The following is a 16,949-nucleotide window of genomic DNA, read 5'->3' as shown; positions in this document are numbered from 1 at the left end:
ATATCTAAAAAAATTCCGATGAGCAAACCGATCGCGATTCCCTCAGTTTCCGTCACCTACGCCCAGGATGGCACCTCAACCCGCCCCAACGCCCTCGGTATGCGCCCGATGCAAGAACGCGCCTACCAAAAGCGCGGCGAACAATACCTCCTGATCAAATCGCCCCCCGCCTCCGGCAAAAGTCGGGCATTGATGTTCATCGCCCTGGACAAACTAGAGAACCAAAACCTCAAACAAGCTATCATCGTCGTGCCAGAAAAGGCGATCGGCTCCAGCTTCCACGATGAGCCGCTGAGTCAGTTTGGCTTTTGGGCCGATTGGCAAGTTGAGCCGAAGTGGAATCTCTGCGACGCACCGGGAAACGACGGCGGCAAAGTGGGCGCGGTGCAGAAGTTTCTAGCCAGCGGTGCCAAGATTCTGGTCTGCACTCACGCCACATTCCGCTTTGCCGTGGACAAATTCGGTATCGAAATCTTAGACGATCGCCTGATCGCCATAGACGAATTTCACCATGTTTCGTCCAACCCAGACAACAAGCTGGGCGATCGTGTCCGCCAACTCATGGCCCGCGACAAAACCCACATCATAGCCATGACCGGCTCCTACTTTCGCGGCGATGCCGAAGCCGTCTTGCACCCCGAAGACGAATCCCGATTCGATACCGTCACCTACACCTACTACGAACAGCTCAACGGCTACCAATACCTGAAGCAACTCGACATCGGCTACTACTTCTACGCGGGTAGCTACACCGACGAAATCGTGCAGGTGCTAAACCCCAAAGAGAAAACCATCCTGCACATTCCCAACGTCAACTCCCGCGAAAGTACGAAGGACAAGATCCGCGAGGTGGAGCACATCATCGAGGAACTGGGCGAATGGCAAGGCACCGATCCCAAGACGGGATTTCAACTCGTCAAAACCGCCGACGGCACGATCCTCAAGATTGCCGATCTCGTAGACGACGACCCCACCAAACGGGATAAAGTCGCCACCGCCCTAAAAGACCCCACCCAGAAGAACAATCGCGATCGTGTGGACATCATCATCGCCCTCGGCATGGCGAAAGAGGGTTTTGATTGGATCTGGTGCGAGCACGCCCTGACGATCGGCTACCGCTCCAGTTTGACAGAGATTATTCAGATTATCGGTCGCGCCACCCGCGATGCACCAGGGAAAACCCGCGCTCGGTTCACCAACCTGATTGCCGAGCCGGATGCCGCCGAATCTGCCGTCACCGAGGCGGTGAACGACACGCTCAAAGCCATTGCAGCTAGCCTACTGATGGAGCAAGTGCTCGCGCCGCGCTTCGAGTTCAAACCCAAGCGCCCCGACAATCAACCAACACCCGGTTTCGACTATGGAGAAGATGGTTACAATCCTGGCAAGTGCAACGTGGGCATCAATCCAGAGAGAGGCCTGATTCAAATGGAAATTAAGGGATTAGCCGAACCCAAGAGCCCGGAAGCCGAACGCATCTGCCGCGAAGACTTGACCGAACTGGTGACGGCCTTTGTCCAAGATAAGCCAGCGATCGAGCGTGGCCTGTTTGATGAAGAATTGGTGCCGGAAGAACTAACCCAAGTTCGCATGGGCAAAATCGTCAAAGAGAAGTTCCCAAATCTAGAAGCGGAAGATCGAGAAGCCGTCCGCCAACACGCGATCGCCGCCCTCACCCTCGTCCAACAAGCTAAAAAAACCATGAACGAAAGTGGTGGGGAAGCAGCGAAAAACACCTCACTCCTCGATGGGGTGAGGAAGTTCGCCCTATCGGTAACAGACCTCGATATGGATCTGATCGATCGCATCAATCCCTTTGGCGAAGCCTATGCCATTCTGGCTAAGTCCATGAGCGAAGAACGGCTGAAGCAGGTGGCGGAAGTCATTGCGGCTAAGCGAGTAACCCTTAGCGTGGAAGAAGCGCGGGAATTAGCCAAACGGGCGCTGCGGTTCAAGCAAGAAAAGGGCAGGTTGCCCTCTCTCACAGCAGTCGATCCCTGGGAAAAACGGATGGCAGAAGGAGTTGCCTTCCTGCAACGCAAAGTAAAGGAGGAAACTAATGCCTAAGTACACCACCGATGATGATTTGGAATTGCTGGGTGAATTGGGCATGGACATGACCCCCGAACCCTCCGGCCAGCGTTCTGCCAGAGAAGAGCGGATCGTCGCAGGCTTTGAGGAGATCGAGCGGTTTGTGGAAGAATATGGCAGACTGCCCCAACATGGGGAAGATCGGGATATCTTCGAGCGGCTTTATGCAGTACGGCTCGATCGCCTGCGAGAATCGGAGGAATGTCGCGCCGTCTTGGAACCGCTAGACTCACGCAGACTGTTAGATGCTGAGACTGATGCCAGCCTGATCACAGAAAGCAATCTGACAGATGAAGCACTGCTGGCCTCCCTGGGAGTCGATGCAGCCTCAGAGAACGACGTTACCCAGCTCACCCATGTGCGATCGCGCAGCGAAATCAAAGCAGCCGAGGAAATCGCCCAACGGACTCCCTGCCAGGACTTTGATGAATTCAAACCCATCTTTGACAAAGTGCAACGGCAATTGCAGTCGGGCGAACGGCAAACCATCAAATACCAGGACTATGCGGCCGTAAAGGAAGGGGATTTGTTCATCCTTGATGGGCAGAAGGTGATGGTGGCCGATATGGGTGAGCCGTTTGTCAGCGACTATGGTCGATCGGACTGCCGGCTGAGGGTGGTTTATGACAATGCCACCGAGAGCGATTTGCTGTTGCGATCGCTCCAGCGTGCGTTAAATAAAGACAAGGCCAGCCGCCGCATCACCGACCCCGATTTCGGTCCCCTGTTTTCTGGCATTGAAGCAAAAGACGACTTAACAACTGGGTACATTTACGTGCTGAGAAGCCAATCCGATCATCCCTTCATTGCTGAGCATCGGTCTGTCATTCACAAGATTGGTGTTACCAGAGGTGATGTAAAAAGCCGAATTGCCACCGCTAAGAAAGACTCGACTTATTTGTTCGCAGAAGTGGAAATCGTCGTAACATTCAAACTGTCAAAAATCAACCCCAAGAGACTTGAGACACTACTTCAAAAGGTTTTCAGCAGTGTTCGATTGGAGTTGGAATTGCCGGATCGCTTTGGCATACCCGTGAAACCGAGGGAGTGGTTCCTTGTTCCGCTAGAGGCGATTGAAGAGGCGATCGAAAAAATCAAGGAAGGAACCCTCGATCAATTCCGGTATGATCCGAAGACAGCAAGTCTTACTCGATCGTAATGCTATCTAAGGGGAATACGTCCAATTAGAACCCAAACTAAAAATGGCAAAGGATCTCTTCCACAACCGGGTCAAAATCGCCCTACAAAAAGATGGCTGGAAGATTACCCACGATCCCTACCAGTTACGTTATGGTGTTGCTGATGTCTACATCGCTCTTGCAGCCGAAGAAGCGATCGCCGCTGAAAAAGAAGGACGTAAAATAGCTGTAGAAGTCAAAAGTTTCGCAGGTGGCTCCACCATTTCTGAATTCCACACTGCCCTCGGTCAATTCCTCAACTATCGCGTTGCCATCGAAGTCTCTAGCGAACCAGAACGTATGCTGTATCTGGCAGTACCCACCGATACCTACCAAAGTTTTCTCAGATTTGAACCCGCAAAAACTGTCATCGAACGTTATGAAATTCGACTAATTATTTACAATCCAACTCGTGAGGCGATCGACCAATGGATAGACTAAACGAATACCGCAAAATTGTTTGTGACTTTCTCGAAGACTTTTCTAAAAATGACGCAAATGCTCAGTTAATTTTCGATATCGCCCGCGATCGATATCTCGTTATGCACAACGAATGGCGCGACGAATATCGCATCTATGGGTGTGCCATGCAGCTCGATATCATTGAAAATAAAATCTGGATTCAGCACAACAGTACCGAGATATACATCGATCGAGAACTGATTCAACGTGGCGTGTCTCCTCAAGATATCATTCTTGGGTTTCGCTCCCCCAGCATCCGAAAACTCCTTGCCACCAACTATTCCTAGAGACCAAGGTTTGGAACAGTTAGATGGATAAGTAGTTAGACAGAATTAATTACACAAAATAGAATCTGAAATTCTCTTCCCCTAAGCTTTGCAACATTATATATGTGTAAATATTTCTGTCTCGGTTTTCGCATATATATTTTATGCTCGATACCCCAACTGTCACCAAGCAGAATCTGGGATTAAATATTAACTATCTTGAATTGTGGGAGACATTGCCATATTTTGTGCTTGTTGCTGCATGAATTCAATGTCCGATCGCAACCAAGTGCGGGGCCCGCTGCACTGATGAGCAATTAACAGCCCCCACAGTCCTTTGTTTGTTAAAATTGGCACGACTAAATTGGCGCGAACTTTCAGGCTAAGCAGAAAATCTCGGTGACATGGGTTAATTGGTTCTACTTCAATATCTGCAATTGCTCTAACTCTGCCGGCTTCGTACAAAGCGGCGTATTCTTCGTTAAAACATTCGTCTGGCCCTGTTGAACCCAAGATAGAGAGTTCGATCGCACTCAACATCTCGTAAGTCACTCGACCTTGCCACTGCTTGTAAAAATGATAAAGCACCGCGCGATCGCTCTGCAAAACTTCTCGAATGTCGTAGAGGGATTTTTCAACTAATACATCGCGCTTTAGACGATCTGTCAAGCGGTTAACAATGTTTTGCAGGCGATCGCCAGACATGATATTAACTCCTTTAATTCCTAGTACACTCGCCCGATCTGAATTATTTAACTTGCACCCTCACAAACCTCAAATTTTTGCGAATCGGGATTCTCGATCGCTCGAAAGTCAGTGATTTTTGCCTTAACAGTTGTGGGGATGCCAGCAACATTATACTAATATTTTGACTGAGATAGCAATCTTTTCGGGAATCCGGCTATCGGCTTTTTTTTACGAACCGCTTTCGCGAAGAACCACAGGCGGGACGCCTGTTCCACAAAGCAAGAGAAGAGAAGAGGAAGAGTTGACAGGTGCTGCGATAATTGCTAGATATGCCCAAAGTTGGTTCCTGTCAAAGAAAGCAACTGCTAGGATATCTTGATAGCTAGAGGAAGCATCAAATATGTCTGTGCTAGAAGCTGCTTGGAAACACGAATTTATCGCTACGAACGGCATTAAACTGCACTATGTCACTCAAGGTTCTGGGCCGCTGATGCTGATGCTGCACGGATTTCCTGAATTTTGGTATTCTTGGCGGCATCAAATCCCAGAATTTGCATCAGATTATAAAGTCGTCGCTGTGGATCTCAGAGGTTACAACGACAGCGACAAACCTCATGATAAATCTGCTTACGTGATGTCAGAGTTTGTGCAAGATGTCAAGGGAATTATTCAGGGTTTGGGGTATGAAAGTTGCGTCTTAGTTGGTCACGACTGGGGAGGCGCGATCGCCTGGAATTTTGCTTATGCTTATCCCCAAATGGTGGATAAATTAATTGTGATGAATCTACCGCATCCGGCCAAGTTTGCTGAAGGGTTACGCACTCCCCAACAATTGCTGAAAAGTTGGTACATCTTTTTATTTCAGTTGCCAGTTTTGCCGGAGTTGTTAATTCAGTTGGGCGACTATCAGGCAATTTCGGCCGCTTTGGAAGGTATGGCAGTTGACAAAAGCACCTTTAGTCCCTCAGATATGGAAGCTTACAAAGATGCGGCTGCCAAACGGGGCGCTCTGACTGCTACTATCAATTATTACCGCAATCTGGCTAGCGGATTTCTCGATCGCCAGAATTGGAGCGTGCTGCAAGTTCCGACGCTGATGATTTGGGGAGAAAATGATGCCGCCTTCGGCAAAGAGTTAACCTATGGAACCGCAGATTATGTGCGGGATTTTCAGATTCATTACATTCCTAATTGCAGCCACTGGGTGCAGCAGGAACAGCCGCAGTTAGTGAATCGGTACATGAGAGATTTTTTGGCAAGCAAAGCTGTTTGAGCTGATATTTGGCACTATTTTATCCGGCAGCATTTTTTAGGAATTTATAGTCTTGGAGGCGCCCTGACGATCGTCAACCGGGTTTTTTACCGAGATTGAAAATCTTAATTAAGTATTTTCGTAAAAAACCCGGTAACAAGTGAGTCTCGACGTTCACCGACTGCTGATTCCCTCCGTCGTGCGCCCGCTCATTTCCCAGGGCTGAATCCGGTAAATTGCGATCGCCTCCGCACGCCCCAGCGAGTCAATCCAAGTGCGATTGATGGCGGGCGAAAGTTTGGGATTGTGTTCTTTGACCAATTCCATCGCGCGATCGATGTCTTCCTGCTGCGTAAGGCGTTCTGCTCGCCCGTTCACGACAACGCTGCGCCAGTGTTCCATATCGCGGACTTCTTCCACTTGCAAGCAGACTTCTGGATTGCCGTCCATATACTTCGTTTTCATCCCGACTGTTGTGAAAATGTATATGTCCGAATCTTGGAGATAATAGTGCATTGGCACAACGTAGGGAAGCCCTTCAAATACACAGCCGAGGTGTCCGTGTCCTACTTGCTGCAAAAGTTCTTGTATTTCTTTTGAACTCATTTCATCAATATCTAACATTTTTATGCTCCTTTAAGACTTACTCTAGAGAAATCCATCGATGTTTTAGGTTGCTTCACGAGTGGGGCTTTGGGTCTAATTATTGCATTTTTGATGCGCCTGTTTTGTGGCTATAAACAAGTATAGAATTTCTCCTAGCGTAACCTAGGTTGGTCACCAATATCATCTACCTTTAGACCGATATATTTTTTGTGGGGAAAATTGTAGGATTTGGGAAATAAACCCTCGGCAATTGCTGAGGGTTTAATGTTTTTATTAAATGGCGATCGTCTAATTAATTAATAAAAGCGTTTTTTCCTAACGGGACTTAAACAAATTTTCAGCCCAGATCAAGCCCAAACTCGCTTTATCTGCAGCTTGGGCGTCCATGTTTTCTTGTTACCCGCGAACAAAAGGCGATCGTCCCTTGGAATGCTCTGACCTATCTTTTTTAACACAAGTCGATCAAATATGAGGCCTGGCTGGGTTTCCGGCGGCGTTGTCACCCCGCCAGATATTTAACGCAATTTATATGGTTAATTGTTATACCCAAATATTTTACTGTGGTTGTTCGAGGTGAACCTTCACTTTTGACTGCTACCTGTGCTATTTTACTTTATGTGTTAATTCGGGAAATTGGTATAGTTAATGCTTTTTTATTACAACAGGTAACAAACTCGATCGCCCGTTAAGGAATGAGAATTAAATAACTTACAATCTTTATTGTTCTTGTGGCATGGGCGTCCCGCCCGTGCATAAAGGACGGGCGGGACGCCCATCCCACTTTCAAGAGTGTAAATTATTTAATTTGCGATCCTAAGTTAGATTAGCGATGGGTATATTTACCTCGAACAGAAAATAACCTAAATTAGTAGTTAATAATCACGTGTTATCAAAAACTAGAATTCTGATTTTTTTTCTAGGTGTTTTAATTGCCATCAGCCTAGGGTTGTTCATCGGAATAACAACTTTTGCTCAAAACATCGAAACAATTAAAATTTCCGGCACTGCTGCGGGTGTCAGCACTCGCTACATCGGTGCAGTCGAGGGCAATATCAATTTCGACATCAAAGATTTGCAAGATTTGGGAATTAATACCTACCGCATTTACGGCGGGATGTCCCGGTGGGAAGCCGAAGACGACGACGGTAAATACGGTTGGCCATCTATTAACGAAATTAAGACAAATCCAAATATAATTAATTGGGCACATTGGGATCAGATTATGACTAATCCGCCCCAGGGTAGCGATTATTGGTGGTCTGGAAAACCGGGTACGGTTTGGGAAGGCAATGCCAGGACTATTTTTAATACTCTAAAACAAGCAAATATTCGCCCGGTGGTGAGTATTCGGAATGTTGATAATAACTGGAATCCCAGTTGGGCGCTGCAACTGAATCCGCCGCGCACAGGAGAAGATTGGAACGAGTGGTGGGAACACGTTTTTGCTACGGTTTATTGGCTGAATGTTCGCAATGATTACCGCGTTGATGATTGGGAAATTCACAACGAACCGGACAATCGCGATCAGGGTTGGGGCGGGACTAGGGCTGACTATTTTGAATTGGTTAAGGTGGCAAAAGATGCGATCGACTTTGTTTATAAAACTTATTTGCCTTCGCGCACTTACCGCATCCACGGCCCGAAAACCATAGGCGGCAGCAATTGGCCGGCTAGTGCTTTGCAGGAAATACCGAATTATTTCGATACAGTCAATGTCCACAACTACGATGCAGATATTTCTAACTACACCCGCAAAGTGCGCGGCTGGATGAACGGTACTGTCCGCGCTAACTCGCAGCTTTGGGTAGGAGAATGGGGAACTTACAACATGAGCTACGGTGATTTATCTTTAGCTTTAAATTTGATTAAGAATTTGATTCGAGGTTCTCAACCGGGGGATAATTATATTGACGGCAGTCACATATTTTGTTTGTACGACTGGGGCAAGCCCGCAGGGGCGGAAGGTTTGCTAGGGGACGGGGGAAAACGGCGGGCGGGCTACTATGCTTTACGGATGGGAATTAGGGCTTTGCAGGGCGGGAAAGCTACCTTTTTTCCTATCACTAACAGTTCGGATTTAAGGGCAGTTGCCACTCTTGATTCTAGCAAGAATGTTTACTTGCTGGTTGTCAATGACCGAGCAACATCTTACACTGTTAATGCTGATATTTCGGAGCTGATAAAAACTGGTAATGGCACGGTGCGGGAGTTCAGTTCTAAAACAATGGATGAGGTTGTTGGTAGCTTAAGGCTCAAGGGCGGCAATGCGAGTTTTACACTGGCAGGGAACAGCGCTATTCTCATCAAGTTCGATCGCCAGAATTGAAGCTCAAATCCTCTGGGCCATAATTGGGATAAGATAGAATTAGTTATGCTCAAAATTATTTATTTTCTGCCTGCTTGGCCTTGGAACCCTGGAACCCTCGAACCCTCGAACCCCCAATTGCACAGTTGCAATACCTAAATGTCATGTTGTGATTCCCCTCCTGTCGCTGGTAAATTGGTAGGGTGCAGGTATCTGGCCTCAAGCAGAATGTGAGCGAGAGTTCCGTTGAGGGGCAGAAAGTAGGGTGCAGTCTAGACAATCGCAGAAATTCTTGCTCGTAAACCCGCAGCAGTTAGGCTAGGCGAGGAATTACCCGCCCGCCTTCATGTCCGCCCTCTGGCAGATAGCATTGGTTCTGGAAGTCAGAAGCCGTCAATTATCAGGATATGGCACGGAATTAATTTTAAATGCCAAGATGCTGGAAGTATGGGTGAGTTGAATCGTACAGAAACTTTGAGCGCGCTTGGAAATCTCGCGGGTAAAGCCTCTCAATCAACCTGCTGCTCGCGATCGGCTTTTTCCAACAAATATCACTTTTATGCCCCCTGATGTTTATTCCCTCCCTCAGTCAGGTCATCAACCGCAATCCCCTCACCGTCACCCCTGAGACGCCCGTAGAAAAGGCGATCGAGCTGATGAGTAGCACAGGAGCCAGTTACGTCCTCGTGGTAGAACCGCGCGGGAATTATCAACTCGGAAATCCCACGAACGGGACTTCCCCACAATCGCGGGAACAGTCGGGTTTCTACAACGGTGTACCGCGTGCGCTACACGCAGGAGGCAACGGGCGGCCTCTCAACGGCTCAAAAGCTCCCTATCCTAGCAGCCAGACAGTGCTGGGGATTTTTACAGCGCGAGATATCGTACAGCTAAATTCGATCGGCGCTGCTTTGAGGGGATTTGCGATCGAGCAAATCATGATCAGAACCGTAACTGTAGCCAGAGAATCGGAAATTCCCGACTTTTTTGCCTTAGCAAATCTGCTGGATAAACATCAGATCAGCCATTTGCCCGTCGTCAGCGAGGCTGAAGAACTTGTCGGTTTAATTAGCTCTCAAAGCTTGGTGCAAATGTTGCAGGGAATTGGGGAATCGACACCAAAAGCAATAAGCAGCGCTTCGCCACCTGCGGCTTTCGCGTTCCCTCCGCCGCTGCCAATTGTGCATCAGAAATTAGAGCTGCCCGCAAGTTTAATTAAACTTTATCAAATCCCTCAAATAGCAGCTTCAAGAATAATTCACGCTCCTTCTAATTCTTCGGTTCGCTATTTGGCGCAACTGATGTTTAGACACCATGTTAGTTATGTATTAATCACTGAAACCCCCGATCAACACTCGACTGGCGCGGCTCACAATTCCAAATTTACAAATCCCAACATTCACAAACTGGTTGGGGTGGTAAGTTCGCGGGATATTGTGCAGTTACAGGCCCTGGGAAGAGACTCTAATAAAATTAAAGCGGGAGCAATTTGCAGCAGTTCGCCGCCACTGGTGCGATCGCACTCTAGCCTCGAAGCAGCCGTCGCGCTGCTGCAAAAACACTACTGCCAGTTGCCTTTATTAGTCATCAATGAAACAAATCACCCGATCGGGATTATTAATCCTAAAACTATCCTTTTACAAGCGCTGGATTCCAAATCTCTGCATTCTGGCTTGATCGCTTTGCAGCGCCAGCTAGAATCTAGCAACGCTCAATACAAAAAACTCTCAGCAGAAATACAGCGGACAGCAGCAAATAGCCACGAGATGGCTGAAATTTCTCACCACACTTTCGTAGAGCGGCAAAATCTCCCCCCTGCAGTCAACAATCAGGGGATTTGGGACTGGAATCTCGAAACAGATGAGTTTTTTTATTCGGCGCGGTGGCAAGAAATGCTGGGCTACCAAGAAGGGGAAATCTCGAATCGCCGATCGGAATGGTGGAGTCGCATCCACCGAGATGATATTGACTCGGTAAAGGCAGCTTTAGAAGAACACTTCGCCCAAAAGACACCGGATTTTGCAGCCGAATATCGGATGTACTGTAAAGACGGCAGCACTGTCTGGGTGCTGAACCGAGGTCAAGTTTTACGCAGCGCTACTGGCAAACCGCTGCGGGTAGTAGGAACTCATACAGATATTACTCTAAACAAGCAGTTTGAAGTCAAAAACCGCGAGCACGATCGAGAACAATTCCATCTATTTGACTCTTTGAAAGCAACAGTAATTTTCCACATAGATGCGGCGGGGGTTTGGAAATTCCTCAACCGCGCTTGGACGGAAATTACTAATTATGCGGTTTCCGAAAGTTTGCAAACTAATTTTTTAGAGTGGGTGCATCCAGATGAGCGCGAGCAATGTGCAAATTTATTGGAGTCTTTGCTGTCCGGGAAGTCGGAATTTGAACGGCGAGAACTGCGATTTAAGTCCAAGTCGGTTTCGGAGAAAAACTCCTTGGGAATTCACAGTAATTCCGGCTTTGTTTCCGTAGAATTATTTGCCCAAGTCCGCCGGAATTCGCAAGGCGAAATAGCGGGAATTTTCGGGACTTTGCACGATGTCTGCAACCGCCTCGAAGGAGTTGAGGAACTGCGGGAAAGCGAGCGGGCAATTCGATCGCTCTATGAGGTAATGGTGACATCGGAAGGCTCTTTTGACGATCGAACGATCCGGTTGCTGGCAATGGGCTGTAGTCAGTTTGGGATGGATATCGGGCTGTTGGGCAGGGTTTTGGGCGATCGCTACGAAGTGATTTCGGCTTATGTACCGGAAGATTTTCCCTTTGGATTTGCTAAAGGAGACGGTTTTGCTTTGAGCAGAACCTTTGAGCGAGAGGTTTTGCGATCGAGCGAACCTATTTCTGTCGAATCAGCGGGCACTACTCAGTGGCGCAACCACCCCGCTTACAGCGTCCGCAAGTTGGAGGCTTTTGTGGGGACGAGGGTAATAGTGCAAGGGCGAATTTATGGCACTTTGAGCTTTACTTCTCGCACCACTAAATCTCCTTTTAAACCGCTGAATTTTGAAATTTTAAAGTTGATGGGCAATTACATCGGCGCAGAAATTGCCCGCGAAGAGCGAGAGCGAACTTTGCAACGTCAGTACCAGCGCGTTTTACTACTCAAACAAATTACTCAAAAAGTGCGATCGACCTTAGACACTCAAGAAATTTTTCAAACTACCGCCACCCAAATCGGCCGCGTATTTGGTGTCAATCGCTGTACAATTCACACCTATCTTTCGGAACCTTATCCCCACCTTCCTTGCGTCGCGGAATACTTAGAACCCGGTCACGAATCGGCTTTAGATTTAGAGCTTTCTGTCACTTATAACCCCTACACAGAAAAACTTCTCGCTGAAGATATAGCCCTGGCATCTCCCGATGTGTTTGCCGATCCTTTGCTGGAATCTTCGGGGCCGATGTGCCGCCGCATCGGATTAAAATCTATGTTGGCTGTTCGCACTTCCTATCAAGGAGAACCGAATGGAATTATTACTTTGCACCAGTGCGATGCAACTCGCCAGTGGAATCCCGACGAAATTGAACTGTTAGAAGATGTTGCTGCTCAAGTTGGCATTACCTTAGCTCAAGCACAACTTTTAGAAACCGAAGTTCAGCGACAGCGACAGTTAGCAGAGCAAAATGAAGCTTTGGATCAAGCACGACAAGCGGCGGAAGTTGCTAATAGAGCTAAGAGCGAATTTTTAGCGACTATGAGTCACGAAATCCGCACTCCGATGAATGCGGTCATCGGGATGACGGGCTTGCTGCTGGATATGGAACTAACTCCAGAACAGCGGGATTTTGTGGAGACAATTCGTACCAGCGGCGATGCTTTGCTGACTATTATTAACGATATTCTGGACTTTTCCAAGATTGAATCGGGAAAATTGGATTTGGAACGCAGCCCCTTCGAGCTGCAAAACTGTATAGAAGAATCTCTAGAATTACTGGCTCCTAGAGCCTCAGAAAAAGGTTTAGAGTTGGCTTATTTTATTGATGATTCTGTGCCAAAAAACATTTTAGGAGATGTCACGAGACTGCGCCAAATTTTGGTAAATTTGCTGGGCAATGCAGTTAAGTTTACAGAATCTGGAGAAATTGTGGTGTGCTGTACGGCTAGGCAAATTGAACCGGTAGCTGCTAAGAGTTCGCCGGAAAAAATTAATATTCTAGAGCCACAACCGCTAGCAATTAACCAGGGAGAGTTGGCACGTAGCAAACAATACGAGATTCAATTTGCTGTCCAAGATACGGGAATTGGTATTCCGCCAGACCGGATGGATCGCCTGTTTAAAGCTTTTTCGCAGGTGGATGCTTCGACAACACGACATTACGGCGGGACGGGTTTGGGACTGGCTATCAGCCAGCGTTTGAGCGATATGATGGGCGGTACAATGTGGGTTGTCAGCCAGGTTGATCCCCGAAGTTCTAAGTCTCAACCGGGAGTTTCTGCCGGACAAAGTATCGCTGGAAGGTCGCCAGAAGAATTTACTCCGCCCTTGATATCGGGTTCGGGTTCGATTTTTTATTTCACGGTGACTGCTGAAGCGAATGACATCCGGGCTGAGGAAAAAAGACCGGAATTTGCCGCTGGTAAGCGCTTGTTAATTGTTGAGCATCATGCCATTAACCGGCAAGTTTTGATCCGGCAGGCAGAGTCTTGGGGAATGATACCCGTGGCTGTAACTTCGGGTGCTGAGGCTTTGGAAATCATCAAAGGAAACTCGCCGCTCGATTTAGCTATTTTGGCGATGAATCTACCAGATATGGACGGTGTGGCGTTGGCTGTGGAGATTCGGAAATTTGAGCTGAGCAATTTGTCTGGCGACGACGGCTTAAATCCGAATGTCATCGTTAAAAACCCTCGCAAAATAGCACTACCTTTGGTACTGTTTACTTATTTAAGTAAGGCGGAAGTTTGGAAAAAACTTGAAACTACAGAAGTACATTTTTCGGCTTTTTTAACTAAGCCTTTAAAACAGTCCCAGTTTTATAATGTGTTGCTGCAAGTTTTTGGATATGTTACTGGCAGAAGCGGCAGGGGAGAAGTTTCAAATGTGGTGACTTTGACTTCGGGATTGAAGTATTTTGAAAATTCTCAAGAACAACACCGCGCGCAGCGGACGCCTGCTGTTTTGAGGCAGGTTGCGACGAATTCTGCCGGACAGGATGGAGCTAATTCTAGTCAGATTCGGATCTTGCTGGCGGAGGACAATGTGGTGAATCAAAAAGTGGCTACGCATTTACTCGACAGGATAGGATATCGGGCTGATATTGCGGCTAATGGGTTGGAGGTTTTGGAGGCGCTGAAGCGGCAATCTTACGATGTTGTGCTGATGGATGTGCAGATGCCGAATATGGATGGGTTGGAAGCGACGCGCCGCATTTGTCAGGAATGGCCTGCTAACAAGAAGCCGAGAATTATTGCGATGACTGCTAATGCGATGCAGGGCGATCGCGAAAAGTGTCTGGAAGCAGGTATGGACGATTATATTACTAAGCCGGTACGCCGGGAAGAGTTGGCGATCGCCTTGAGCAAGTGCTCACCTCTGATTCGGGATGAATTGGATGCGGTAACAGAGGAAAACAATCAAGATATTTCTGATGACATTGACAGTGATGCTGCGGCATCTTCGAGCGTTCAACCGGGAGCCGATTCGCCGATTGATTTTCATATTTTGCAAAATCTCCGCGAGCTAGACGATGATGAAGATCCGGATTTTTTGGGGGAGCTGATCAAGATATATTTGGTAGACGCACCGCAACATTTAGAAACTATTAAGGAGGCTATTTTTCTCGGCGATGCTGATAGTTTGAAGCTGGCTTCTCACACGCTGAAGTCGAGCAGCGCCAATTTAGGAGCGGTGTCTTTTTCTGCTGTTTGCAAGGAGTTGGAATATATGGGTCGCTTGGCGGTTGAGTCGGGAGGGGAACAGGTTTTTGATGTGAGTACGGCGCGCGATCGCCTGTTGGAAGCCCAAGCGGAGTGGGAAAAGGTGCGGGCGGCTTTTGAGACGGAATTGGAAACGGGGAAGTTGCGATCGCAAATAGGGTAATTGCTAATTGGTAATTGGTAATTGCTGTTACCGATTACCCATTACCGATTACCAGAATAGTTATTTAATTTTCACCTAAATATGCTTTGCGAACAGTTTCATTTGACTGCAAATCGCTAGCAGTACCGGCGACTACAACCTCACCAGTTTGGATGACATAGCCGCGGTGGGCCACACTTAAAGCCATACGGGCGTTTTGTTCCACCAGCAAAATAGTTGTTCCTTCAGCATTAATATCGCGGACGATCGCAAAAATTTGACTGACTAACATCGGTGCCAATCCCATACTCGGCTCGTCCAATAATAACAAGCGGGGGCGCGACATCAAAGCCCGGGCGATCGCCAACATTTGCTGTTCCCCGCCGCTGAGAGTTCCCCCTTTTTGACTAATTCTTTCTCGCAAACGAGGAAATAAATTTAATGCTTTTTCCATATCTGACTTGATACCGAGAGTATCGTTGCGGAGATAAGCACCCATTTCCAGGTTTTCTTGCACCGTCATTCGCGGAAAAATCAACCGCCCTTCGGGACTTTGAGAAATCCCCAAACGGACGATCGCCTCTGTAGACAGCGATTCCAAAGGCTTTCCCTCAAATAATACAGTGCCGATTCGCGGGCGCAGCAGTCCTTGAATCGTGCGGAGAGTGGTCGTTTTGCCCGCCCCGTTGCTGCCGATTAATGTCACAACTTCTCCCTGCGAGACTGTTAGCGATACCCCTTTGAGAGCGTGGATATTTCCGTAGTAGGTGTGTATGTCTTTAATTTCCAACATGATTACTCTTTCTGCTTAGTGCTTTATTATATTATCCCGACTAATTATAAAATTTTATTGCATTTATTTAAAATCAAGCTTTTTTAGAGTAAACAGTAATTTTACTTAGATCAAGACCCGCCCTAGCTCCCATAGAATCTATTTTTAGTAGCTGTGGCGATCGACTTTACATAATTTTTACTTAAAAATACGATTTCTTGACAGTAGCTTTACAAAAATCTTTAAGTAAATAGGTAGTATTGATACGTAAGCGAAACCAACCGCTACAACTTACTAATAACAGCACTTAAAATGTTTCAAATTTAAGGAGATTTACCATGAAATTCCATCACTGTAGCGGAACGATCGCATTTTTATTAGCAACTCCTTTAGTAACCAGCTTGAGTGTAGGTATAGCGCCCAGCCGTGCTGCCACACTAGCCGGTTCTGCAGCAGCAGTAACGATTGATAACTTCAGTCACACCCCGACTGATACAGGTACATCTACTAACACTAAAACTCAGACAATAGCTAACAGCGGTGCAGCCATTAGCCAAGCAAAAGCTGAGGCATTTTTTATATCTAACTGTCACGAATTGCTGGCAACAAATCTCTCGCAAAGTGAAGTCATAGGCAGCGGGACTAACTATTTCGGTGTAGCCCAAAGTCAAGCAGCAGTGATCGGCGACTTCTCTATTAATGCGAGAGAAACTTTTTCCTTCACGGTTCAGACTATTTTACATCTTTTTACATCTGTTAGTAATCCCCAATCAGAACGGGCTAGCGCCCTAGGCAGTATATCTTTTTCATTAATTGATACTGTTTCTAACATTCTTTTAGAATCCTTTGAACTTGGGCTCGGTTTGCACTCTTTTAAAGCCCCGGAATTGAGTGTGTCATACAACCTCGCTGGAAACTTTAATCCAACACAAATTAATTTTGCTTTTTTGGCTGAAGGTAATACAAAAAGCCTGAGTTTGTATACTTCGGGAGTGTATTCGCGGACTTTTGACAGCACCACTAATTTAAGATTAGTAGAAGTTAAGAACAATATGGCAGTGGCACAATCGCAACCACTTTCCGAAGCCGAACCAGTTCCAGAACCTACTACTATATTAGGCACTGCCCTATTTTTCTGTTTCCTGGCGAAGGGGAGAAAATTTAAGAATCAATTCTCTGAAGTTAAATCAAAAGTTTAGGAATGATGCAAAACATCTAAGGATCGTCAATTAAATAATTTCCCTTTTTTCTTGTGGGATGGGCGTCCCGCCCGCCCAGAAAGGACGGGCGGG

Annotated in this window: 13 protein-coding genes; 10 read left to right on the top strand and 3 right to left on the bottom strand. The window is 47.1% G+C overall.

All coding sequences use genetic code 11. The features are described 5' to 3' along the window. The first annotated feature begins 18 nt into the window (after nucleotides 1-18). The 4 genes from QUB26_RS06995 to QUB26_RS06980 are packed head-to-tail and all read left to right on the top strand — an operon-like array spanning nucleotide 19 to nucleotide 4,018. The gene (locus QUB26_RS06995) at nucleotides 19-2,067 is read left to right on the top strand and encodes a DEAD/DEAH box helicase (protein ID WP_333317263.1); all 2,049 of its coding nucleotides are present in this window, start codon (nucleotides 19-21) and stop codon (nucleotides 2,065-2,067) included. Further along, nucleotides 2,060-3,250: a GIY-YIG nuclease family protein gene (locus QUB26_RS06990; protein WP_333317261.1), complete on the top strand. Its 1,191-nt coding sequence runs from the start codon at nucleotides 2,060-2,062 to the stop codon at nucleotides 3,248-3,250. Before QUB26_RS06995 ends, QUB26_RS06990 begins: the two co-directional genes overlap by 8 nt. A gap of 43 nt (nucleotides 3,251-3,293) precedes the next feature. Further along, on the top strand, nucleotides 3,294-3,710 hold the full coding sequence (locus QUB26_RS06985) for a XisH family protein (protein WP_333236231.1): 417 nt from the start codon (nucleotides 3,294-3,296) through the stop codon (nucleotides 3,708-3,710). After that, nucleotides 3,698-4,018 (top strand): XisI protein, encoded by a 321-nt coding sequence (locus QUB26_RS06980; RefSeq protein WP_333236233.1) that lies wholly within the window; start codon nucleotides 3,698-3,700, stop codon nucleotides 4,016-4,018. Before QUB26_RS06985 ends, QUB26_RS06980 begins: the two co-directional genes overlap by 13 nt. A gap of 189 nt (nucleotides 4,019-4,207) precedes the next feature. Here QUB26_RS06980 and QUB26_RS06975 read toward each other — a convergent pair whose 3' ends face one another. Next, the gene (locus tag QUB26_RS06975; RefSeq protein WP_333236235.1) at nucleotides 4,208-4,702 is read right to left on the bottom strand and encodes a GAF domain-containing protein; all 495 of its coding nucleotides are present in this window, start codon (nucleotides 4,700-4,702) and stop codon (nucleotides 4,208-4,210) included. A gap of 163 nt (nucleotides 4,703-4,865) precedes the next feature. Between QUB26_RS06975 and QUB26_RS06970 the strand changes: the two genes are divergently transcribed. After that, entirely contained in the window at nucleotides 4,866-5,063 is a 198-nt protein-coding gene (locus QUB26_RS06970) for a hypothetical protein (RefSeq protein ID WP_333317259.1), read from the top strand. 21 nt (nucleotides 5,064-5,084) lie between these two features. Then, nucleotides 5,085-5,957, top strand: coding sequence for an alpha/beta hydrolase (locus QUB26_RS06965; RefSeq protein WP_333236237.1), 873 nt, complete (start codon nucleotides 5,085-5,087; stop codon nucleotides 5,955-5,957). 153 nt (nucleotides 5,958-6,110) lie between these two features. Here QUB26_RS06965 and QUB26_RS06960 read toward each other — a convergent pair whose 3' ends face one another. Continuing rightward, nucleotides 6,111-6,560, bottom strand: coding sequence for a pyridoxamine 5'-phosphate oxidase family protein (locus QUB26_RS06960; RefSeq protein WP_333253669.1), 450 nt, complete (start codon nucleotides 6,558-6,560; stop codon nucleotides 6,111-6,113). 542 nt (nucleotides 6,561-7,102) lie between these two features. Here QUB26_RS06960 and QUB26_RS06955 point away from each other — a divergent pair. The 3 genes from QUB26_RS06955 to QUB26_RS06945 all read left to right on the top strand — a co-directional run bounded on the left by QUB26_RS06955 (nucleotide 7,103) and on the right by QUB26_RS06945 (nucleotide 14,906). Beyond that, nucleotides 7,103-7,231, top strand: a complete 129-nt coding sequence (locus QUB26_RS06955) for a hypothetical protein (protein WP_333302744.1) — start codon at nucleotides 7,103-7,105, stop codon at nucleotides 7,229-7,231. A gap of 194 nt (nucleotides 7,232-7,425) precedes the next feature. Beyond that, nucleotides 7,426-8,868, top strand: coding sequence for a hypothetical protein (locus QUB26_RS06950; protein ID WP_333236241.1), 1,443 nt, complete (start codon nucleotides 7,426-7,428; stop codon nucleotides 8,866-8,868). Nucleotides 8,869-9,416: 548 nt separating this feature from the next. Next, nucleotides 9,417-14,906 carry a response regulator gene (locus QUB26_RS06945; RefSeq protein ID WP_333236243.1) on the top strand — a complete coding sequence of 1,830 codons (5,490 nt, stop codon included), beginning with the start codon at nucleotides 9,417-9,419 and terminating at the stop codon, nucleotides 14,904-14,906. 64 nt (nucleotides 14,907-14,970) lie between these two features. On the opposite strand, the gene QUB26_RS06940 is transcribed toward QUB26_RS06945, so the two are convergent. Next, entirely contained in the window at nucleotides 14,971-15,678 is a 708-nt protein-coding gene (locus QUB26_RS06940) for an ABC transporter ATP-binding protein (protein ID WP_333242369.1), read from the bottom strand. A 317-nt stretch (nucleotides 15,679-15,995) separates the two neighbouring features. Here QUB26_RS06940 and QUB26_RS06935 point away from each other — a divergent pair, with 317 nt between their 5' ends. Then, nucleotides 15,996-16,856: a PEP-CTERM sorting domain-containing protein gene (locus QUB26_RS06935; RefSeq protein WP_333236247.1), complete on the top strand. Its 861-nt coding sequence runs from the start codon at nucleotides 15,996-15,998 to the stop codon at nucleotides 16,854-16,856. Nucleotides 16,857-16,949: the final 93 nt, after the last annotated feature.

The sequence above is a fragment of the Microcoleus sp. B4-C1 genome (assembly GCF_036705285.1).
Classification (GTDB): domain Bacteria; phylum Cyanobacteriota; class Cyanobacteriia; order Cyanobacteriales; family Microcoleaceae; genus Microcoleus.
This window is presented reverse-complemented; position numbering and strand designations above follow the sequence as displayed.

Excerpts from the sequence above, each read along its gene's own strand:
- QUB26_RS06995 (WP_333317263.1), top strand. The coding sequence starts at position 19 with ATGAGCAAACCGATCGCGATTCCCTCAGTTTCCGTCACCTACGCCCAG.
- QUB26_RS06990 (WP_333317261.1), top strand. The coding sequence starts at position 2,060 with ATGCCTAAGTACACCACCGATGATGATTTGGAATTGCTGGGTGAATTG.
- QUB26_RS06985 (WP_333236231.1), top strand. The coding sequence starts at position 3,294 with ATGGCAAAGGATCTCTTCCACAACCGGGTCAAAATCGCCCTACAAAAA.
- QUB26_RS06980 (WP_333236233.1), top strand. The coding sequence starts at position 3,698 with ATGGATAGACTAAACGAATACCGCAAAATTGTTTGTGACTTTCTCGAA.
- QUB26_RS06975 (WP_333236235.1), bottom strand. The coding sequence starts at position 4,702 with ATGTCTGGCGATCGCCTGCAAAACATTGTTAACCGCTTGACAGATCGT.
- QUB26_RS06965 (WP_333236237.1), top strand. The coding sequence starts at position 5,085 with ATGTCTGTGCTAGAAGCTGCTTGGAAACACGAATTTATCGCTACGAAC.
- QUB26_RS06960 (WP_333253669.1), bottom strand. The coding sequence starts at position 6,560 with ATGTTAGATATTGATGAAATGAGTTCAAAAGAAATACAAGAACTTTTG.
- QUB26_RS06945 (WP_333236243.1), top strand. The coding sequence starts at position 9,417 with ATGTTTATTCCCTCCCTCAGTCAGGTCATCAACCGCAATCCCCTCACC.
- QUB26_RS06940 (WP_333242369.1), bottom strand. The coding sequence starts at position 15,678 with ATGTTGGAAATTAAAGACATACACACCTACTACGGAAATATCCACGCT.
- QUB26_RS06935 (WP_333236247.1), top strand. The coding sequence starts at position 15,996 with ATGAAATTCCATCACTGTAGCGGAACGATCGCATTTTTATTAGCAACT.